Origin of the sequence: Streptomyces sp. NBC_00669 (assembly GCF_036226785.1) — a bacterium.
Taxonomy (GTDB): Bacteria; Actinomycetota; Actinomycetes; order Streptomycetales; family Streptomycetaceae; genus Actinacidiphila.
Window position 1 is genome coordinate 8,875,932 of sequence record NZ_CP109018.1, and the last position, 20,356, is coordinate 8,896,287.

Annotated in this window: 19 protein-coding genes and 1 pseudogene; 10 read left to right on the plus strand and 10 right to left on the minus strand. The window is 73.6% G+C overall.

Annotation, left to right across the window (positions count from 1 at the left end; translation table 11 throughout):
• Window positions 1-200: 200 nt before the first annotated feature.
• Window positions 201-1,049, plus strand: a complete 849-nt coding sequence (locus OG896_RS37380; RefSeq protein WP_329372572.1) for an oxidoreductase — start codon at window positions 201-203, stop codon at window positions 1,047-1,049.
• Complete coding sequence (locus OG896_RS37385; RefSeq protein ID WP_329372574.1) at window positions 1,046-1,663, plus strand: TetR/AcrR family transcriptional regulator; 618 nt, start codon at window positions 1,046-1,048, stop codon at window positions 1,661-1,663. The genes OG896_RS37380 and OG896_RS37385 overlap by 4 nt, the downstream gene beginning before the upstream one ends.
• A gap of 97 nt (window positions 1,664-1,760) precedes the next feature.
• On the opposite strand, the gene OG896_RS37390 is transcribed toward OG896_RS37385, so the two are convergent.
• The gene (locus OG896_RS37390) at window positions 1,761-2,672 is read right to left on the minus strand and encodes a helix-turn-helix transcriptional regulator (RefSeq protein WP_329372575.1); all 912 of its coding nucleotides are present in this window, start codon (window positions 2,670-2,672) and stop codon (window positions 1,761-1,763) included.
• A gap of 194 nt (window positions 2,673-2,866) precedes the next feature.
• Here OG896_RS37390 and OG896_RS37395 point away from each other — a divergent pair, with 194 nt between their 5' ends.
• Both OG896_RS37395 and OG896_RS37400 read left to right on the plus strand, forming a co-directional pair.
• The gene (locus OG896_RS37395; protein ID WP_329372577.1) at window positions 2,867-3,847 is read left to right on the plus strand and encodes an aldo/keto reductase; all 981 of its coding nucleotides are present in this window, start codon (window positions 2,867-2,869) and stop codon (window positions 3,845-3,847) included.
• A 366-nt stretch (window positions 3,848-4,213) separates the two neighbouring features.
• Window positions 4,214-7,684 (plus strand): phosphodiester glycosidase family protein, encoded by a 3,471-nt coding sequence (locus tag OG896_RS37400; RefSeq protein WP_329372579.1) that lies wholly within the window; start codon window positions 4,214-4,216, stop codon window positions 7,682-7,684.
• Between the two features lie 214 nt (window positions 7,685-7,898).
• On the opposite strand, the gene OG896_RS37405 is transcribed toward OG896_RS37400, so the two are convergent.
• Window positions 7,899-8,381 (minus strand): MarR family winged helix-turn-helix transcriptional regulator, encoded by a 483-nt coding sequence (locus OG896_RS37405; RefSeq protein WP_329372581.1) that lies wholly within the window; start codon window positions 8,379-8,381, stop codon window positions 7,899-7,901.
• Between the two features lie 62 nt (window positions 8,382-8,443).
• Here OG896_RS37405 and OG896_RS37410 point away from each other — a divergent pair, with 62 nt between their 5' ends.
• Window positions 8,444-9,355 (plus strand): alpha/beta fold hydrolase, encoded by a 912-nt coding sequence (locus tag OG896_RS37410; RefSeq protein WP_329372583.1) that lies wholly within the window; start codon window positions 8,444-8,446, stop codon window positions 9,353-9,355.
• Window positions 9,356-9,373: 18 nt separating this feature from the next.
• Here OG896_RS37410 and OG896_RS37415 read toward each other — a convergent pair whose 3' ends face one another.
• The 3 genes and pseudogenes from OG896_RS37415 to OG896_RS37425 all read right to left on the minus strand — a co-directional run.
• Complete coding sequence (locus tag OG896_RS37415) at window positions 9,374-10,363, minus strand: hypothetical protein (protein WP_329372585.1); 990 nt, start codon at window positions 10,361-10,363, stop codon at window positions 9,374-9,376.
• Between the two features lie 98 nt (window positions 10,364-10,461).
• Entirely contained in the window at window positions 10,462-11,367 is a 906-nt protein-coding gene (locus OG896_RS37420; protein WP_329372587.1) for a helix-turn-helix domain-containing protein, read from the minus strand.
• A gap of 121 nt (window positions 11,368-11,488) precedes the next feature.
• A pseudogene (locus OG896_RS37425) lies at window positions 11,489-11,701 on the minus strand (response regulator transcription factor); the annotation flags it as partial.
• Between the two features lie 41 nt (window positions 11,702-11,742).
• On the opposite strand from OG896_RS37425, the gene OG896_RS37430 reads away from it, so the two are divergent.
• Entirely contained in the window at window positions 11,743-12,291 is a 549-nt protein-coding gene (locus OG896_RS37430; RefSeq protein WP_329372589.1) for a GNAT family N-acetyltransferase, read from the plus strand.
• A 95-nt stretch (window positions 12,292-12,386) separates the two neighbouring features.
• Here OG896_RS37430 and OG896_RS37435 read toward each other — a convergent pair whose 3' ends face one another.
• Entirely contained in the window at window positions 12,387-12,824 is a 438-nt protein-coding gene (locus tag OG896_RS37435) for a nuclear transport factor 2 family protein (RefSeq protein ID WP_329372591.1), read from the minus strand.
• Between the two features lie 48 nt (window positions 12,825-12,872).
• On the minus strand, window positions 12,873-13,817 hold the full coding sequence (locus OG896_RS37440; protein WP_329372593.1) for a zinc-binding dehydrogenase: 945 nt from the start codon (window positions 13,815-13,817) through the stop codon (window positions 12,873-12,875).
• A gap of 113 nt (window positions 13,818-13,930) precedes the next feature.
• Here OG896_RS37440 and OG896_RS37445 point away from each other — a divergent pair, with 113 nt between their 5' ends.
• Window positions 13,931-14,890 carry a LysR family transcriptional regulator gene (locus OG896_RS37445; protein WP_329372595.1) on the plus strand — a complete coding sequence of 320 codons (960 nt, stop codon included), beginning with the start codon at window positions 13,931-13,933 and terminating at the stop codon, window positions 14,888-14,890.
• Between the two features lie 154 nt (window positions 14,891-15,044).
• Here OG896_RS37445 and OG896_RS37450 read toward each other — a convergent pair whose 3' ends face one another.
• Together OG896_RS37450 and OG896_RS37455 are read right to left on the minus strand one after the other, a co-directional pair.
• On the minus strand, window positions 15,045-15,353 hold the full coding sequence (locus OG896_RS37450) for a hypothetical protein (protein WP_443057210.1): 309 nt from the start codon (window positions 15,351-15,353) through the stop codon (window positions 15,045-15,047).
• Window positions 15,354-15,586: 233 nt separating this feature from the next.
• Complete coding sequence (locus OG896_RS37455) at window positions 15,587-16,141, minus strand: cysteine hydrolase family protein (RefSeq protein ID WP_329372597.1); 555 nt, start codon at window positions 16,139-16,141, stop codon at window positions 15,587-15,589.
• 182 nt (window positions 16,142-16,323) lie between these two features.
• On the opposite strand from OG896_RS37455, the gene OG896_RS37460 reads away from it, so the two are divergent.
• Window positions 16,324-17,910, plus strand: coding sequence for a hypothetical protein (locus OG896_RS37460; RefSeq protein WP_329372599.1), 1,587 nt, complete (start codon window positions 16,324-16,326; stop codon window positions 17,908-17,910).
• On the opposite strand, the gene OG896_RS37465 is transcribed toward OG896_RS37460, so the two are convergent.
• Window positions 17,846-18,604 carry a hypothetical protein gene (locus OG896_RS37465; RefSeq protein ID WP_329372601.1) on the minus strand — a complete coding sequence of 253 codons (759 nt, stop codon included), beginning with the start codon at window positions 18,602-18,604 and terminating at the stop codon, window positions 17,846-17,848. The two genes, OG896_RS37460 and OG896_RS37465, sit on opposite strands and share 65 nt — an antisense overlap.
• Before the next feature lie 269 nt (window positions 18,605-18,873).
• On the opposite strand from OG896_RS37465, the gene OG896_RS37470 reads away from it, so the two are divergent.
• The gene (locus OG896_RS37470; protein ID WP_329372603.1) at window positions 18,874-19,527 is read left to right on the plus strand and encodes a response regulator transcription factor; all 654 of its coding nucleotides are present in this window, start codon (window positions 18,874-18,876) and stop codon (window positions 19,525-19,527) included.
• 174 nt (window positions 19,528-19,701) lie between these two features.
• On the plus strand, window positions 19,702-20,355 hold the full coding sequence (locus tag OG896_RS37475; RefSeq protein ID WP_329372605.1) for a response regulator transcription factor: 654 nt from the start codon (window positions 19,702-19,704) through the stop codon (window positions 20,353-20,355).
• Window position 20,356 lies beyond the last annotated feature (1 nt).

Sequence of the window (20,356 nt, forward strand, 5' to 3'; positions counted from 1 at the left end):
TGGGCGGTGCGGAGTCGCACACGTTCGCCGACCGGGTGAGGGCCGACCTGCGGCAGCGCGCTGGACCCGGCCGGGCCGCCGGACCCACCGGGCCCGCCGCGCCCGCCAGAATCAACGTATCGGCGATAAAAATCGACGGAGTGTAGACTTTTTGGGTGGGGGAGCGATCCGGCTCCCCGCGAACCCTTCCTGGAGAAGCGATGCAGCAGCGGAACTGGCTCATCACCGGCGTCAGTACGGGCCTGGGGCGGTCCTTCGCCCAGGCCGCCCTGGCCGCCGGGCACACCGTCGTCGGCACGGTCCGCTCGGAGCAGGACCTGCGGGCGTTCGAAGCGCTCGACCCCGAGCGCGCGCACGGCCGCGTCCTGGACGTGACGGACGACGAGGCCGTCCCGCGCGTCATCACGGAGGTGGAGCAGGCCGTCGGCCCCCTGGACGTCGTCATCGCCAACGCGGGCTACGGCCTGGAAGGCACCTTGGAGGAGACCCCGCTGCCCGAGGTGCGGCGGCAGTTCGAGGTCAACGTGTTCGGAGCGGTGGCCACCTTGCGGGCGGCGCTGCCCCACATGCGCCGGCGCCGCCGCGGGCACCTGATGGCCGTCACCTCCATGGGCGGCCTGATGGCGGTGCCCGGCATGTCCGCCTACTGCGGCAGCAAGTTCGCCCTGGAGGGCATCCTCGAAGCACTGGGCAAGGAGGTCGCACAGTTCGGCATCCACGTGACGGCGATCGAGCCTGGCTCCTTCCGCACCGACTGGGCCGGGCGCTCCATGACCCGCGTCGCGCGCTCCATCGAGGACTACGACGAACTGTTCGCCCCCATCCGCGCGGCGCGGCAGAAGGCCAGCGGGAACCAGTTGGGCGATCCGGCCAAGGCCGGGGACGCCGTCGTGCACATCACGTCGGTGGAGCATCCGCCGGCCCACCTCGTGCTGGGCTCGGACGCGCTGCGCCTGGTGGCCGCCGCGCGCACGGCCGTGGACGAGGACATCCGTACCTGGGAGACCCTCTCCCGTACGACCGACTTCGCCGAGGGCGCTCAGCTGTGACCCCCGGGCACGACCCCGCGCGCGGCCGGCGCACCGCCGAACGCAAGGGCGACCTGCGGGAGCGGGCCATCCTGGACACCTGCGAGGGGCTGCTGGCGAGCAAGGGCTACGACGCCATGACCGTCGGCGACATCGCCCAGGGCGCCGGGATCACCCGCGGCGCCCTGTACTTCTACTTCGGCTCCAAGCAGGAAGTGGTCACCGCGCTGGTGGCCCGGACCGTGGAACACCTGTGGGAACGCTCCCGGGCCACCGCGAAGGCCGACGACCCGCGCCGGGCCGTCGACGCGGCCATGCGGCGCACCGTCGAGCTGTGGAACGAGCACGGCCTGGTGATGCGCACGGCGATCGACCTGTCGCTGACCGTCCCGGAGATCGGCGAACTGTGGAGCCGTACCGCCGACTTGTTCATCGCGGCCATCACCGCGGTCCTGGAACGCGCCGGCGTCCAGGCCGGCAGCGGACCGGAACAGGCGCCGGCGATGGCGCGCGCCCTGTGCTGGATGATCGAGCGGACCTTCTACCACGCCTCGCAGGAGTCCCGCGAGGCGTTGGGCGAGGCATCCGCGACCTGCGCGCACATCTGGCTGACCAGCGCCGGCCTGCCCGGCTGAGACCCTGCCTGCCCGCCTGGGACCCGGCCGCCCCGGCTGGGACCCGGCCGCCCGGCTCCGCCTCGGCCACGAGGAATCCGGCAGCCCCGATGGAGCGTCAGGCGGAAGCGCCGGGCCCCGGAGCGGAGGTGGGGCGGGCTCGCGCGTCGGGGTGGCCGTCCTCCTCGAAGGAAGCGGCCCAACCGGCCAGCAGGTTCAGGGCGTCGCGTGCGGGCGTGGCGGGTTCGGTGCTGTAGGCCATCATGGTCAGCCCGGTGTCGGCGGGCAGTTCCAGGGCCTCGTACTCCAGGGTCAGCTCGCCGACGACGGGGTGGCGCAGGCGTTTGACGCCACCGCGGTGCAGGTGGACGTTGTGGGTGGCCCAGCGGGTGCGGAACAGGTCGCTCCTGGTGGAGAGTTCGCCGACCAGGTCGGTGAGGGCCTTGTCGTGGGGGTCGCGGCCGGCTTCGGCGCGCAGGATCGCGACGGTGCCGGCCGCCATCCGCTCCCAGTCGACGTAGTAGTCGGCGGCCGCCGGGTCCAGGAACATGAAGCGGGCCACGTTGGGCGGCCGGCACGGGGAGGTGAGGATCGGGCGGATCAGGGCCCGGCCGAGCCGGTTGGTGGCCAGGATGTCCAGCCGGCGGTTGCGTACGTAGGCCGGCGTGGCGGACATGGAGTCCAGGATGCGCTGGATGCTGGGGCGCACACGGGGCCGGGGAGTGCGCGGGGGCGTGCGCGTGCCGGAGTTGGCGGCGCGGGCCAGGTCGAACAGGTGCGCGCGCTCGGCCTCGTCGAGGTGGGGGGCGCGGGCGAGGGCTTCCAGGACGCTGCCGGACACGCCGCGGGCGTTGCCGCGTTCGAGCTTGATGTAGTAGTCGGCGCTGACGCCGGCCAGGAGCGCGACCTCCTCGCGGCGCAGACCGGTCACCCGGCGGTTCCCGCCGCTGACGGGCAGGCCGGCCTGCGCGGGGGTGATCCTGGCGCGGCGGGAGGTGAGGAAGTCGCGGAACTCGGTGCGGGCGTCCATACCCGCAACGGTACGTCCGCATCCGCCGGTGAGAGGGGCCCTGGCCGTACCCGCAGAGGGGGCCTGTCAGTACCTGCCACGGCAGGAACCCCCTGATGGGAGGCCGTGGGCGGCGGTTCGTGCCACGGTGGGGAGTGAAGGCGGCCGCCTTCAGCAGCGAGGGCACAGCCCACACCACCGAGCAGGAGTGCGCCATGGAGTACACGCGACTGGGAACGTCGGGGCTCAGGATCAGCCGGATCGCCCTGGGCTGTATGAGCTTCGGCGATCCCGCCAAGCGGACGAGCTGGGCGCTCGACGACGACGCGGCCGAGCCGGTCTTCCGCCAGGCCGTCGAGCTCGGCATCACGTTCTGGGACACCGCGAACATCTACGGCCTGGGCAGCTCGGAGGAGGTCGTCGGACGGGCGCTGCGCAAGTACACCCGGCGTGAGGACGTCGTGCTGGCCACCAAGTTGTGGGCGCCGATGCACGAGGGCCCGGGCGGGGCGGGCCTGTCCCGCAAGGCGATCATGGAGCAGATCGACGCGTCGCTGCGGCGGCTGGGCACCGACTTCGTCGACCTCTACCAGATCCACCGCTTCGACCCGCAGACGCCGGTCGAGGAGACGATGGAGGCGCTGCACGACGTGGTCAAGGCCGGCAAGGTCCGCTACATCGGTGCCTCGTCGATGTGGGCCTGGCAGTTCGCCACCATGCAGCACGCCGCGCAGACCCACGGGTGGACCCGGTTCGTGTCCATGCAGGACCAGTACAGCCTGATCCACCGCGAGGAGGAGCGCGAGATGCTCGGCCTGCTCGCCTACCAGGGCGTGGGAAGCATCCCGTGGAGCCCGCTGGCCGGGGGACTGGTCACCCGGCCCTGGGGCGAGCGCGTCACGCAGCGCGCGGCGGAGCACCGGACCGTCGACCAGCAGGGCCGGCCGATCTTCCTCGACAGCGACCAGGCCATCGTCGAGGCCGTCCAGCGCATCGCCCAGGCCCGCGGCGTGTCGATGGCGCAGGTCGCGTTGGCCTGGGTGCTGAAGAACCCGGTGGTCTCCGCGCCGATCGTGGGCGCGACCAAGCCGCACCACCTCGCCGACGCCGCCGCCGCGCTCGACATCGAACTCACCGCCGAGGAGATCGACGCCCTCGAAGAGCCCTACGCCCCGCGCGTTCCCACGTTCTTCTGAGGCGAACGGAGGGCCGGCCGGCGGCTTTGGAGCCGGCCGACCGGCGGCCCGGGGGCCTGGCGACCGGCGGTCGGAGGCGGCCTTCGCGCGGCCGGGGGCGACCCGGTGGGGTCGTTCACGGCGGGCCGTCCCGGCGCCGGCCACGTGCCGGGCCGCGGGCGGCACGTGCGTTGATCTCGGCCGGTCCAACGTTGTGGGTGAGTTGGACGGGCCGGCAGCCCGCACGCCCTGAACGCGCCGCGGCACACTCCGTCGTGGGAGCGGGCGGGCGGCCACGGGGGCCGGTGGGTGACGGGCGGTCGCCGGACGACCCGGCTCACCTGGGGTTCACCTGGGCGTCGGTCGGAGCCGTTACCGTCACCCGCCATGGACAACCAGCGCAATGGCATGACGGCGGACATCACGCGCCGCGGACTCATCGTGGGCGCGGTGGCCGCCGGGCTCGCCGCGACCGGCGGTACGGCGGTCGCCGACTCCGGGCGGCGGACAGGGGGCGGGCCGGTCGGGACGGTGCCCGGCCACCCGGCCCCGGCCGCGGACCTCACGAAGTTCACAGCACCCGCGTACCAGTTGACGGTGGACGGGGAGTCGGTCGTGAGCGACCGGGTGGACCGGCCGGTCGCACCCGGGATCGTACTCACCTCCTTCGACACCTTCGGCCGTACCGGCTGGCTGCGGGTGCACGTGCTCAACGCCGACCTGGGCGAGGCGTCCGTCGGCGTGGACCTGATCGCGGGCGAGGTGAGCCAGGCGCGCCCGCTGGCCCGGGTGACCGACGCGCAGCACGCCGTCGCCGCGGTCAACGGCGACTACTTCGACATCACCGAGACCTACGCGGCCGAGGGCCCGGAGATCCAGAACGGACAGCTGCGCAAGGGCACTTCGCAGGCGTCGACGGTCGCCACCGTCGGCGCCGACCGGGTCGCACGGCTCGCCGACCTGATGATCACCGGCACCGCCACGGTGGCCGGCGTCCGGCGCCCGCTGGCCGCGCTCAACTCCGCGGGCGTGCCCGCCGACGGCATCTGCGTGTTCACCCCGCTGTGGGGGAGCGCGGACCGCACGCTGATCCAGGGCGCCGGTCCGTACACCGAACTCGTGGTGGCCGGCGGCAAGGTGACCGCGGTCCACCCGCAGATCACCGCGACGGCGGTGCCGGACGGCGGGTTGATCGTGCTCGGCCGCGGCGCCGCGGCCACCGCGCTCGCCGCGACCCGGATCGGGGACAGCGTCGACGTGGCGTTCGCGCCGCAGAGCGACGCGCCCGGCGCGCTGCACATGGCGCTGGGCAGCGGGGCGGTGCTGGCGACCGGCGGCAAGCCGGTCGACTTCCCGCCGAGCACCGGCAACGACGAGGCCAAGCCGCGTACCGCCGTCGGCTGGCCGGAAGGCGGCCACCGCCTGCTGCTGGTCGCCGTCGACGGCTCCGCCAACTTCTCCGCCGGGCTCAGCTTCGACGACATGGCCGCGCTGATGGTACGGCTCGGCGCCCACGAGGCGTTCATGCTGGACGGCGGCGGCTCCACCGAACTGGTCGCCCGCCGCCCTGGCGACGGCACCGTCAGCGTCGTCAACACCCCGTCGGACGGCAGCGAGCGGCCGGTGCCCGACGGCGTCGGCCTGTTCGGCCGCAAGGGTTCGGGCCGGCTGCGGGGGCTGGACGTGCGTCCGCGGGCCGACCGGGTGGTGCCGGGCCTGACCCTGGACGTCGCCGTCGCCGGCTACGACGAGAGCTGGGCGCCGGCGGCGGCCGACGCGCACCGGGTGTCCTGGAGCGCGCGACCGGGTTCGCTGGGCAAGGCGGACGACGGGGTGTTCCGCGCCCGGCAGCCCGGCGCCGGGGTGCTGCGGGCCCGCTCCGGCTCCGCCGAGGGCGAGGTGGAGCTACGGGTGGTCGGCGAGCTGCACCGGCTGGCGTTCAGCCGCAGCAGCGTCACCCTCGACGCCGGTGCGACGGTGAACGTGCAGCTCACCGGCGTGGACGCGGATGGCTTCGACGCGCCGGTGGCGCCGCGGGACGCGACCTTCGACTACGACCGGAGCCTGCTCACCGTGGCAGCGGGCGCGGGCGGCGGCCTCGACATCACCGGCAGCAAGGGCGCGGCCGGCACGTCCACCACGCTCACCGCCACCGTGCAGGGCGTCACCGCGAAGCTGCCCGTCACCGTCGGTCTGGTCAACGTGTCGCTGGCGGAGTTCGAGCCGGGCGAGACGTGGACCGCGACCGCGGCACGCGGCACCGCGTCGGTCTCCACCGTCGCCGCCCCCGACCGGCCCGGAGCCGCGGCCGGCAACCACGCGCTGCGGCTGACCTACGACTTCACCGGCCAGAGCGGCACCTCGGCGGCGTACGCGGTGGCCGGCGACGGCCCGCTCACGCTGCCCGCGGGCACCAAGAAGCTCGCGCTGTGGGTGAACGGTGATGGCGGCAACCACTGGCTGCGGGCGATGATCACCTCGCAGGGCACCACGAACGTGCCCTTCACCTTCGCCACCACCGTCGACTGGACCGGCTGGCGGCTGGTGACCGGCGACATGCCCGACGGCTTCTCCGACCCCGTCACCTTGCAGCGGCTCTACCTCGCCGAGACGCTTCAGACCAACAAGAACGCCGGGCAACTCGACTTCGACGTGCTGGACGCCCAGATCGGGCAGCAGCCGGACCGGACGGACCCGCCCCGGCCCGACCCGTACGTGGTCGAGCAGGGCGGGCTGCCGGACCGTCGCTGGACCTTCGCGATCCTGTCCGACCTGCACATCAGCGCGGCGGCCGGGCTCGACTCGTTCTCCGGGCGGCAGGCGGTCGCCGCCCTGGGCCAGGTCGTGGCGAGCAAGCCGGACTTCATCCTGATCAACGGCGACTTCGTCGACGACAACAACGTGGCCGACTTCGAACTCGCCGTCGGGCTGCTGAAGGACCACGTGCCCGGCGATCTCCCGGTGTACTGGACCCCCGGCAACCACGAGGCCGGCCTGTCGGCGACCGGCGGCCTGGACGCCTTCCTGTCCGTGACCGGCCGGCCCAACCGGCAGGTCGTGGACCACAAGGGCACCCGCTTCATCCTGCTGGACTCGCACACCGGCGACATGCGCACCTCCGACTGGGACCAGGTGCCGCTGCTACAGGCCGAGTTGGCGAAGGCCGCGAAGGACCCGTCGGTCAGGAGCGTCGTGCTCTCCTTCCACCACCCGCTCAAGGACCCGTCGGGGGCCGGCGCCTCGCAGCTGTCCGACCAGTTGGAGGCCGACCTGCTGCAGCGCTGGCTCGCGGACTTCCGCGAGCGGTCGGGCAAGCCGGTCGCCCTGTTCACCGGCCACGCGCACACCGCCGCGGTCACCCGCACCGACGGGGTGCTCGAAGTCACCACCCCGGCGGTCGGCAAGACCCCGTACAGCTCGCCCGACCAGGGCGGGTTCTTCGGCTGGATGCACATCGGCGTCGACCCGAGACCGGCCCGGGTCCGAGCCGGGCAGCCCAGCCCGGAGACCCGCGAGTGGCTGCGGGCCGAGAGCAGGCCGCTGATCGACGGCATCGAGCTGACCGCGCCGCCGCGGATCGCGGTGGGCGACTCGGCGGTGCTCGCCGCGACCGGCATCACCAGCGAGTTCGGTCTGCGGTTCCCGCTGCGCTTCCCCGCCAGCGTCACCTGGAGCGGCGGCCGCGGGCTGGTGATCGCCGGTTCCGCGGCCGACGCGAAGGCCGCCCGGCGGCGCGCGGGGACCGTCGCGGTGCTCGACCTGTCGTCGGCGACGCTCAGCGCGGTGCGCGCCGGCAAGGTCACCGTCACGGTGGCCTCGGGCGGTCTGACCGCCTCCTCGACGGTCACGCTCGGCTGAGCACCGGCTCCTCCGGCGTGCCGCGGTGCGCGGCGCGCCGGGGGAGTCACCCTTCCACGCACGCGAGTCGGGCCCCTGCGGGTCACGGCCGCGCGGGGCGCCGGCGCTTCCCGTCCCGTGGGCGGCCGGCGCCGTCCGGCGATCGGTGCCGTCGGGAGGTCGATGCGGTCCGTTGGTCGATGCGGTCCGGCGGTCGGCCGTCCTCAGGCGCTCCTCAGGTGACCTCGCCGAGATCGTCGTTGAGCCGAGCCGCGGCATCGACGCTCGACGGCCGGCCCGCGACAACCCGGGCCAAGTGCGCTTCGACGAGCTCCAGTTGCCCGGGTCCCAGCCGCGCCGCCCAGCGCTCGCGCACCTCGTCGAAGAGCGAGGCGCCGAGCGTCATCATGGCGTGGCCGCGGTCGGTGACCCGCAGCCGTTTGAGGCGGCCGTCGCTCGGGTCGGGCTCGCGCGCGAGGTATCCGAGCTTCTCCAGCGCGCCGATCGTCCTGGCGGCGCCCTGCTTGGAGACCGAGAGTCGCCGGCCGAGTGCCGAGGCCGTGTCCGCGCCCTCGTCGACGGCGCGCAGGGCGAACTCGTGCGAGGCGCGCACGCCCGGGTGCCCGCGGCGGGCCAGTTCGCCGTGCACGTCGTCCACCATCGACTGGAAGCCGCCGAGAAGCAGCAGCGCGAGGTCAGCGCCGGGTGAACGTGCCATGCGGGGAAGCATACGAGAAACGGAGGTCGACAACCGTGTTGTCGACCGGTAGATTGACAACCATGTTGTCGATCCGATCCAGGAGAACGATGGACTCCCTCGCCGGCGGCGCCACCATCCCGGGCGTCGCACACCACCACGTCAGCCTCAACGGAACCGAACTGCACTACGTCTCGGCCGGCACGACCGGCTCTCCGGTCCTGCTGGTCCACGGCTTCCCCGAGACCTGGTGGGTCTTCCGCAAGCTGATCCCCCTGCTCAGCGCGCACCACCGGGTGTTCGCCCCCGACCTTCGCGGCTTCGGCGACTCCGCCCCCGCGACCACGGCGCACGACAGTACGACCGCGGCCCAGGACCTCGGCGAACTCATCACCCGGCTCGACGTGGGCCCCGTCCACCTCACGGGCCAGGACGTCAGCGGCGCCACCACGTTCCGCGTCGCCGCCACACGCCCCGACCTCGTGCGCAGCTACGCCGCGATCGAGACCGGGTTGCCCGGGTACGGCGTCGAGAAGCTCGCCGACGTCGCCCACGGCGGCGCCTGGCACATCGGCGTGCTCGCCGCCCCGGGCATCCCCGACCTGCTGCTCGCCGGACGGGAACGGGCGTTCCTCGCGCAGTACGCGATCCCGTCGCTCTGCGGGACCCCCGACGCCTTCACCGACGGCGACATCGACGAACTCGCCCGCACCTACGCGCGACCCGACGGGTTCAACGGCGCGGCCGGACTGTACCGCTCGATGCTCCGCGAAGGCGACGAGATCCGCCGGCTGGCGGCCCGGAAGCTCACCATGCCCGTGCTCGCCGCCGGCGGCGGATCGGGCGACTTCACCCCGGCGACCCTGCGTCAGGTCGCCGAGGACGTCAGCGCCCTCTCCCTCGACGGGATCGGCCACTACGCGGCGATGGAGGCCCCCGACCGGCTCGCCGAGGGCCTCCTGTCCTTCTACGGGAAACTCGACCGCCTCGGGTGACGCGCGAACCGGCCGGGGTCAGCGGTGGTCGTCGAGCCGGGCGCGGAGCAGGTTGGGGTCGGTCCTGGTGGTGTAGGCGGCGCTGAACACGTCGACCTGGTGGCCGTGCAGGGCGATCGAGGTGGGGTTCTGGAGTCCGTCGGCGGCGTCCAGGAGGACGGTGTGGGTGCCGTCGGGCTCGATGCGGACGACCTGGTCGGGTCCGTTGAGTGCGGCGAGTGCCTGGTCGCCGTGGCCGGTGAAGGTGAAGTCGTCGATGCCGACCAGGCCGGACGCCTTGACCTGCGGTGCTCCCGCGCGGTTGCCGGGCAGGATCGGGATGCGCAGCAGGGTGCCCTGGTCGAGGTTGGTCACCCACAGGGCGCCGTCGTGCACCTTCGCGCCGTTGGCGCCGAGGAAGTCGATCGGGGCGAGCGCGGGATCGGTGGACCACGGGGTGGGGGTGCCGCCGCTGGTCGGGACGGTCCACACGGTGCCGAGCGCCGAGTCGGTGATGTAGAGCCGATCGCCGCGGGGGTCCAGGGCCAGGCCGTTGGGCAGGCCGTCGGCGGGCAGTGCGGCGATGCGCTGCGGCGCGTGGCCGGGGCGTATCCGCCACAGCCCGGTCAGGTCGGCGGTGCCGGTCGCGTACAGCACGTAGAGGGTGCCGTCGGAGGTGCGGACGATGCCGGTGGTCAGGGGGAAGTTGAGGACGGGCGTGCCGGTTCCGCCGTCGGCGGGTGCGGGCAGCGTCGCCAGGACACGGGTGGTGCCCCGGGGGCTGATCTGGGCGACCTGGCGGGCGCCGGCGAAGGTGACGTCCGCGGTGCCGTCGGGCAGCAGGGCGACGTTCTCGGGCATCTGGCCCGCGTTCAGGTCGAAGTGGGTGGCGATCCGCACGTCGCTGAGCGGCTTCGCGGCCGGCGGTGTCGCGCCGGCCGGCCCGGCGCCGGTCAGGACGGTCGCGGCAAGGGCGGTCGCGGCCGTCACGACGGCGGACACGGTGATCTTGGTGCTTCGCTGGGACATGATTCCTTCACTCGTTCGGTGTGCTGAGAGGTGTTTCGGGCATGCGGGGGCCGCGGCTCGGCGCCGTGGCCAGGACGGGGGTTGCGGGAGAGGTCGGGTCAGGTGGCGGGGGTGCCGGCGTCGCGCACGGGCCGGGCCGGGCGGCGTTCCTCGGGTGCGGTGGCGTGGGCGAGCAGGGTCAGGGCCGTGGCGGAGGGGGAGCCCGGGGTGGCGGTGGCCACCACGAGGGCCGGACCGTCGCCTTGCGGGCTCTGCAGGGTCTGCTGGGTGACGGTCAGCGTTCCGACCAGGGGGTGGCGCATCGCGTAGTCGGCGACATCGCAGGCCACGATCCGGTGGTCGGCCCACATGGTGGCGAACTCCTCGCTGCGCATGGTCAGTTCGCCGATCAGCGCGGCCAGCAGCGGATCGTCGGGGTGGCGGCCGGCGGCCAGGCGCAGGTTGCCCACCACGGCCTTCGCCTTGGCGGGCCAGTCGGCGTACAGGTCGCGGGTGTGCGCGTCGAGGAACACCAGCCGGGCCATGTTCGGCCGCCGCGGCGGATCATCGGGGGCGGCCGGGTCGAGATGCCCGGCGAACAGCGCGTGGCCCTGGGCGTTCCAGGCCAGCACGTCGCTGCGGCGGCCGATGACGATGGCGGGGGTGTCCGCGATCGCCGCCAGCAGGGCGCGGGTCGCGCCGCTGACGCGTTCGGGCCGGGGCCGGGTCGCGGCCCGGCTCTTCCTGGGTGCGCGGGCCAGCGCGTGCAGATGGGCCCGCTCGGACGTGTCCAGCCGCAGGGCGCCCGCCAGCGCGTCCAGTACCTCGGGCGAGGCGTTGTGCGACTGGCCCTGCTCCAGCCGCGCGTAGTAGGGCGCGCTGATGCCCGCGAGCATCGCCAGCTCCTCGCGTCGCAGGCCCGGCACCCGGCGCCGTTCGCCGTAGGTCCGCAACCCGACGTCCTCGGGCTGCAACTGGCCCCGGCGTGCCTGCAGGAAGTCCGCGAGCTGCCCGTACTTGTCCATGCCCCCGAGTATGCGCACCGCCGGGCAACCGTGCCTCACCCTGCTGGGGTGAGGATGCGCAGGGTCGGGCTCACGCCAACCCCGGGCGCCGGGAGGAGCCGGTCGGGACCCTGCCCGGGGCTCAGGTCTGCAGGTAGGCCAGGACGGCCAGCACTCTCCGGTTGTTCTCCTCGGACTGCTGGAGCCCGAGCTTGCCGAAGATGCTGTTGCTGTGTTTGCTCACGGCCTTCTCGGTCACGAACATGCGCGCGGCGATGGCGGCGTTGGAGCGGCCCTCGGCCATCAAGGACAGCACCTCGCGCTCGCGGGGGGCCGGCGCGCGCAGCGGTTCGTCCGCCTTGATCATCGGCGAGGCTGCTGGCTAGGTTGGCCGGCATGACCGACCGCAGAGCCCTGCCCTGGCCGACTGCCCCGATCACCACCGAGCGGCTGGTGCTCCGCCAGACCGAGGCGCGCGACCGTGCGGGTGTGATCGAGCTGAACGCCTCGCCGGAGGTGGGCACTTACCTCGGCGGGCCGCAGCCGCGTGACGAGCTCGAACGCATGGTGCCCGAGGTGCCCGGGCAGCGCCCCGGCTTCTTCGTGGTCGAACTCGACGGCGCGCTGATCGGCACGGTCCAGCTCGACCCGCACGACCGCGAGCGGGTGGGCGAGCGACGTGCGGAGGCCGGCGGGACCGAGCTCGGTTACCTGTTCCTGCCGGCGGCGTGGGGACGCGGGTACGCCACCGAGGCGTGCACCGCGGCGCTCGGCTGGTTCGCGGGCGCACTGCCCGGTGAGCCGGTGGTGCTCTACACCCAGACCGCCAACGCCCGCTCGATGCGCCTGGCCGCGAAGCTGGGGTTCACCGAGCGGGAGCGGTTCGAGAAGTACGACGCCGAGCAGTGGCTCGGCGTGTGGTCCCCGGTCGCGCCGCCCGCGTGAGCCGGTGCCCGGCGGCACGGCCGAGCGACGAGGAGATCCGTCGCCGGCCGTGCTCCGGTACTCCGGTACTCCGGTGCTCCGGTCGGGAGTCGGGCTCACACGGCGCCGGCGGGCTCGGGGTCGCGGTGGTCCGGGAAGAGGGTCGCCGCCACGTGCCGGGTGTCCGCGTACTCGACGACGGAGGTGATCCGGCCGTCGCGGACCGTGTAGATGCCGATGCAGCGGTTGTCGTAGGCGCCGCCGTACACGGTCTGCGCCTTCGCGGTCCACTCGGCGACCACGCGGTCGCCCTCGGCGATCGTGCCGACCAGCTCGATGCGCATCGTGCCGGGAACGAAGACCGTCCCCATGCCGCCCAGGAAGTCGTCGACGATCGCGTCGCGGCCCTGCCACACCTTCGAGGTCGGCAGATCGCCCGGGTAGTGCCAGGTCGCGTCCTCGGCGAAGCTCTCGCGGATGACGTCGGCGTCGCCGTCGCGGACGGCCTCCACGTAGCGGATGACGACGGCCCTGGGCTCGGTGCTGGCGTTCATGAGGGGACTCCTTCGGCTGGTGGTACCGGACGTTGGGGATGCGGATGTTCAGGAGAGGGTGAGCACGGCCTTGCCGCGGATGCGGCGGTCGCGCAGGTCGGTGAGGGTGGTCGCGGTGTCGGTCCAGTCCGCGACGCGGCCGATCTCGGGGTGCAGGCGGCCCTCGGCGGTCAGCCGGACGAGCGCCGCCAGGTCGTCGCCGAGGGCGGTGTCCGCGTCGAGGTAGTGGAAGTGGCGGATGACGGCCGACTCGGGACCGTCGAAGAAGGCGAAGAAGTCGAGCGTCACCGGGGTCCGGCTGGCCTGCCCGAACCAGATGAGCGTGCCCCGCCTCGCGAGCCGCGCGAGGGCGACGGGAAGGGCCGCACCGCCGGTCGACTCCAGCACGAGGTCGTACGGTCCGCGTGCGTCGGCCGGGTGGTGGACGATCTCGGCCGCACCGAGTGCGGTGAGCCTGGCCCCGCGTTCCGCGTCCCGGGTCACTGCGGTGACTTCCGCCCCGGCGGCGGCGGCGAGTTCGGTCACGTAGTGCCCGACGCCCCCCGACGCGCCGGTCAGCAGCACGCGCCGCCCCAGCACGGGCCCGGCCGTACGCAGCAGCCGCAGCGCGGTGAGCCCGGCGAGCGGCAGCGCCGCGCCCTGGAGCGCGGAGATGCCGTCCGGCAGGACCGCGAGGGCGTGGGTCGGCACCGCGGCGAACTCCGCCCAGCCGCCCGCCATGGGGTGGCCGACGACGCGCGTGATGCCGGCCGGCCCGCTCCCGTCGGCGGCCGGCTGGACCACGAGCCCGGCGATGTCCTTGCCGGGCCGATCGGCGGGCCGTGCGCCGGGCCGTTCGGCGTCCACGGGCGCTTCGAGCTTGAACGTCTCACCCCGGTTGACCGAGAACGCCTCCACCCGCACCAGCGCCTCGTCGGCGCGCGGCGTGGGCTCGGGGACGTCGGCGAGCACGACCGGTTCGGCCGGATCTCCGGTCGGTACGAGCGCTTTCATGGTGTCTGCCTCCTTGGCTGCGGCTGAACACATCTCACCGCTCGCGCCGTGGCCCGGGCCAACAACGCGGCGCCCCGACCGACAACGCGCGGTTGTCGGATAAGGTCAGCGGCATGGACCTCGACCTCGCCCTGGTCCGTGCGTTCGTCGCGACCGCCGAGACGCTGCACTTCGGGCGCGCTGCCGAGCAGCTGAACACCAGCCAGCAGGCGCTGTCGAAACGCGTCGCGCGCCTGGAGTCGCTGCTCGCCGTCCGCCTCTTCGAACGGCAGGGCGGCACGCGGTTGACCGAAGCCGGCGAACGGTTCGCGCCCGCCGCGCGGGAGGCCCTCGCGGCGGGGGAGCGCGCGATCGCGGCGGCGCTGGGCGCCGGGCCGGTGGTACGGATCGACGTGTGGGGCCATCTCTTCGCGCCGATGCGCACCGTCGCGCAGGCCGTGGAAACGCTCGGCTCGGTGCGTTTGGAGCCCGGCCCGGCCCGTGACTGGCCGTCGGTCGCGGAGGCGCTCCTGCGCGGTGACACCGACCTGGGTTTCGGCCGGGTGCACCCGCTGCCCGGCGGCCGCGACAAGGGACTGGCCCAGCGGCTCGTCCGCCTGGAGCCGGTCGACGCGGTGGTCAGCGCGGACCACGCGCTGGCCGGCGCGGCCGAACTGCGCCCGGCCGACCTGCGCGACAGCACCCTGTGGTGCCCGGCCGAGCTGACCCGTCTGGACTTCCTGCGGCGCTTCGCCGACGAGTTCGGGCTCACCCGGCGCCAGGACGGCCCCAACCTGGGCCTGGACCACCTCGTCCAGCACGTACGCGGCGACGCCACATGCTTCACGCTCTTCCCCAGCGACGCGCCGCTTCCCGACCACGCGGATCTGCGCTCGATCCCGCTCACCGCACCGACCCCGCTCTACGCGTGGTCGCTCGCCTGGCGCGAGTCCCACCGCCACGCGCGGCTCGACGCCCTGCTGCGCGGTTTCACCGAAGCGGGCCGGGCCCGGCGCTGGCTGGACTACGCCCCCGAGCGGGACTGGCTGCCGGACGCCGACCACGCGAAACTCGCGGTTCCGGTCGGGGACTGACCCGGGCGGCCCGCCTCTGGAAGCCCGCGGCGAGCCGCGCGACGAACGCGCCCAAGTGCCCGCGGATCGCGGGCGTTCCCGGCCGACGATCATCCCGCGGCGGGTTCCCGGCGCATCGGGATCGGCACAACGCTCGTGCCGCGCACCGGTGTCGCTACGGCGCCGGGAACCTCGCGCCCCAGGGCTCCTCTTCGATGAGCAACCCGTTGGCCAGGTAGCTGATGGTTCGGTACCAGCCGGTGAGCACGAGGAGTTCGAGCAGTTGGGCGTCCTGGTAGTGGACGCGCAGAGCGTCCCACGCGGGCTGCGAGAGCCGGGCCGTGTCGTGCAGTTCGTCGACGGCGTGGAGGAGTGCCGCGTGGCGCGGCGGCCACGCGGAAGACAGCGGCGTACCGCGCTCGGTGGTCGCCCAGAGCTGTTCCGGGCTGAGGCCGGCCCGCTGCGCGAGGGTCGCGGCGTGCACGCCCCACTCGTAGGCGCCGCCACGTCAGGTGAGTCCGGGCCGAAGTGATCGCGGAACGGCCGGTGCGAGCGCGGTGCGGCGTCGGCGCCGTCCTGGCAAGTCCCGCTCGCCGGCCGGCCGCCACTGGGGACGGCGGTGCGGGCGGGAACGCCCGGGCCCCGCGGCCTTCGACGCGCCACCGCCCATCGTGTGCGAACTCGTCGGGCCTGTCAGGCACTTGGCGCCGTACGGGCTCAGCCTCGCGGTCCGCTCCACTCGGCGCAGGAGACGACCTCGAACCCTCGGCTGGGAAAGACGGCGTCCATGAAGAAGTCGTGCATCGCCGTGTCGCCGTCGGCGCAACCGTCGCGCAGCACGGTCACGCCGTAGCCGCGGTCTGCCCCGTCGTAGCAGGTCGCGGCCACCATCGCGCTGGTCGCGACGCCGGCGATCGCGAGCGTGTCGACGCCGCCGGCGCGGAGGACGAGGTCGAGGTCCGTGCCGGCGAACGCGCTGGCGCGCCGTTTCACCACGACGACGTCCTGCTCGGAGACCGGCAGGGCGATCGCGGTCCCGGCCGATCCCTCGTGGAAGGTGTCGCCGGCTTCGTGGAACGACCTGAACAGCGCGTTGCCCGGCGGTAGATCGGCCCCGTTGGCGCGGATGGCGAAGTGCACGAACACCACGAGGGCGCCGGCCCCGCGGGCGCGCGGGATCAGTTCGGTGAGCGGCGGCACGACACGTCGGGCGAACGGGTAACTGCCGGTGATGCCCTGCTGGACGTCGCCGATGATCAGTGCGGTGGCCATGGCAGGCTCTCGTCCAGCCCTTCCGGGTAGCGCTCCGTGGTCAGCACGACGGCCGTGCCGGTGCGGCCCGATCATACGATGGCCGGCGGCGGCTGGGTGGAATGTTTTCCCGCTGCTCCTTCTCCGTTCGTCTTGCCCGGCTACTCTCCCCACGCCCCGTCAGGCACAGGAGAGGCGCGTCGATGAGCACCCCGGTCCACCGCACACCAGCACGTCCGCCCGGGGTGGGCCTGACGGCGAGCCGGCAGCGCCAGGACCGGAGCCGGGCGGGGAGCCTGTCCGGCAACCCGGCGGAACGCGCCCTGCTCGCGGTGCAGTCCAGCGCGGGCAACCGGGCCGCGGTCGCGATGGTGCAGCGCGCCAGGGGCACGGCGCAGGGGGAGGCGCCGGAGCGGGCGCCGGAGAATGGCAACGCGTCGGCCGGAGCGCAGAGTTATCGCGACCGGATCGCCGCCGTCCTCGACCGCCTGAAGAAGAACTTCGAACTCGTCGACACCTTCGTCAAGGGCGTCCAGGTCCCCGCCAACGCGGGCTTCTCCCAGCACGCCTCCGCCACGGTCAACGACAGCCTCAAACACGCCGCCGCCTCCTCGGGGGGCGCCGCCGGCTCGGAAAGCCTGGTCGCGGAGACCGTCGGGGCCATGCTCGGCGGCGTGGAGGCGGCCAAGGCCAAGAAGGACGCCGACAAGCACAAGAGCGGGGCCGCCTTCCACGGGGCGCACAAGAAGTTCACCTCCAAGACGGCCGAGGCGGTCGTCAGCGCCACCAGCGCGGGGACCAACGCCCTCGGTGTCGCCAAGGAGTTGACCAAGGCCGCGAAGGCGGCACACGTCATGGAAGCGGGCGAGGCGAGCGGGATCGGCTCCAGCGTCACCGGCGCGGTGAAGGGAGCGCGCGCCGCGCGCCGCTTCGGGCTGACGGCCCGCAAGTACCGTGCCCTGGACGGCCTGGAGAAGCCCGACCGCACCGACGAGGGGGCGCTGGCCCGGCTGAACCAGGCGAAGCAGAACGCCGAATGGGCCGCGGCCGAGGCGTACGTCGCGCTGGATGCCCAGTGGGACCATGAAGGCGAGGACCGGCTGGAGCGGGTCTCCGACGCCATCGACGCGGCCTGGGCGGCGATGGGCCAGGCCCGGGACGCCGCCAGGGACGTCCGGCGGGCCGAAGACGTGAACACGATGAACACGGTGCTCACGTACGCGCTCGGCAAGCAGCGCAACAAGATGGGCAAGCAGGCGCTCACCGCCGTCGGCGAGTCCACCAAGGCCGCGGGCGGCGTGGTGACGGCGATCGCCGCCACCGCGGGAGGCGCCGGACTGGCGAGCAACCCGGTCGGCTGGGGCCTTGCCGCGGGCGCGGCCGGCCTCATCCTCGGCGTCACCGCCTACAAGGCCGGCCGCGCGGGCAAAAAGCGCTACGACGGGGCCCGCCACCCCGAACGCTGGGCGGCGGAGGGCGAGACCACCGCGGAGCCCGCCACCCGCGAGGACGCGCTGAAGGAGGCCCTGAAGTTCTGGAAGAAGGTGGCGAACGGCGAACGCCAGGCCATGGCGCGCAAGATCCAGGCGTTGGCGGCGGGGCCGGACATCAAGGGGAGCGGCGACACCACGGCCGAGATGCGGGACTCGGCCAGGGCACTCCTCATCGCTCTCAAGGCGGGCCCGACCCACCAACGGGTGACTCCCGAGGAATGGACGAACTCCCTCAACGACCCGACGAAGACGGCCGCGTGGGTGAAGGAGATAGCGGAACAACTCTCCTCGGCGTGACCGGCGTGACCGGCGTGCTCGGGGTGCTCGGGGTGCCCGGGGTGCCCGGGGTGGTCAACGCGCCCACTTCTCCCACGAAGTGCCCCGGCGGCCCGCCCGCGCACCGCCAGCGCGCGCTGCCGTCCGCCGCTGCCGGGCGTACGCCCAGGCCGTGGTCGCGGCAGACCGGCCAGACCAGCCGGAACCGGGCGGCCACCTCGTCCTGTACCTCCGCCGCGACCTCGACCAGGGCATGGACCGGATCGTCTCCCGCCGAAGGGGCCAGGCCGTTGCCCGTGCTCAGCAGCGTGCCGTCGCCCAGCGCGAGCAGCGCGCGCGGGCCGGCCTCGTCCGCCTGCACGAGGTGCAGGCCGTCGACGACCGTGCAGCCGGCGAAGTCCGCCGCCACTTTCTCCACCGCCCGTTCCAGGACGGGCAGCCGCTCGGGGGCGAGCGCGAACCCCGGGTCGAAGCCGCAGACCCGGAGCAGCTCCGCCGCCAACCGGGCCATCTCCGGCGCGGGGACCTGCGCCGGATCGCGCGTGACGAGATCGCGGACGACCTCGGCGTCGTGCCCCCAGTCGAGCAGCAGGCAGGCCAGTCGCACGGCCTCGGCGTCCACCCGGCTGCCGGACCGCAGGCCGCGGTGAATCCGGGCACTCCATTCCTCGACGCTCCGCAGGGCCGCCGCCGAGGAGTCGCCTTCTCCGACCACAGGTGGGCCCCCTTCGATGTGTTGCCGCCGCCGTGAGAGCACTCCGGACCCATCATCGGTCGCGCCACGCACGAGTGTTCGCTCTTCCGTTGCCGGAGACATCCTGGCAGGTCACGCCTGGCCTCGGCGTCTCCGCGTCTCGACGTTGCGGCGCCGCCGGCGGCAGGTCTTCCTCCCACCGCCGTAGGAGCGACGTCCTGCACGCCCCCGGCGGGACCCCCGCGTCGCCTGTTACCGCCGTGTGATGCTCCGCCTGAGAAGGTGGGGATATGCGGGTACTGATCGTGGAAGACCACAGGGATCTCGCGGAGAGCGTCGCGAGGGGGCTGCGCCGGAACGCCATGGACGTGGAGCTGGCGCACGACGGGGAGCTGGGACTGAGCCGCGCCTCCTCGGGCGCGTACGACGTCATCGTCCTGGACCGCGACCTGCCGCTCGTGCACGGCGACGAGATCTGCCAGGCACTCGTCCGGCAGCGCAGCCCGTCGCGCGTCCTGATGCTCACCGCCTCCGGCTCCATCGCCGACCGCGTCGACGGCCTGGACCTGGGCGCCGACGACTACCTGGCCAAGCCGTTCTCCCTCGCCGAACTCATCGCCCGCGTGCAGTCCCTGGGCAGACGCGACCAGCCCGCCGTGCCCCCGGTCCTCACCCGCGGCGACATCGCACTCGACCCCGCCCGCCGCACGGCGCTGCGCGGCGGGCGCAAGCTGGACCTGTCACCGAAGGAGATGGCCGTACTCGAGGTGCTGCTCGCCGCCGGCGGGTCCGTCGTCTCCGCCGAGGAACTGCTGGAGCGCGCCTGGGACCGGGACGCCGACCCGTTCAGCAACACCGTGAAGGTCACCGTCAGCCGACTGCGCCGCAAGCTCGGGGACCCGCCGGTCATCGAGACGCTGCCGCACGCCGGATACCGCATCTGAGCCGCCCGGCCGGAGAGGAGCCGCCCGGCCGGACCCGGGCCACGCGGCGGGGTCGCGGAGCCGGGTGCTGTTGCCAGGCGCGGGCCGGTGCGCCAGCCTGTGAACGCAGTAACCGGGGTGTGACCCGGGGTGGGGGACCCTGCCGTCGGTGACCCGTGTCTCGTAGGGGGAACGATGAGAGTAATGGTGGTGGAGGACCACACGGAACTCGCGGACTCGATCACCAGAGTGCTCCGCCGCGAGGGCTTCGCCGTCGACACCGCCTACGACGGCAGGACCGCGCTCGACCTCGTCCTGGAGGCCGACTACGACGTCGTCATCCTCGACCGCGACCTCCCCGACGTGCACGGCGACGAGGTCTGCGCCGAACTCGCCGCCGACGGCATCCGTACCAAGGTGCTCATGCTCACCGCCTCCGCCACCATCGCCGACCGTGTCGAGGGCCTCGGCCTGGGCGCCGACGACTACCTCGCCAAGCCCTTCGCCTGGGCCGAACTCCTCGCCCGCACCCGCGCCCTCAGCCGCCGCGCCCACCCCATACGGCAGCCCGTGCTCGTCCGCGGCCCCCTGCGGCTCGACCCCGCCCGCCGCACCGCCAGCCACGACGGCACCCAACTACCGCTTACCGCGAAGGAGTTCGGGGTCCTGGAATGCCTGCTCGGCGCGCGCGGCCGCACCGTGACCACCGGCGAACTCCTCGCCAAGGTCTGGGACGAGATCGCCGATCCCGGCACCACCACCGTCAAGGCCACGGTCAACCGGCTCCGGACCAAACTCGTCGACCGCTCCGTGATCCGGACCGTTCCGGGAGAGGGCTACCGGATCTGAC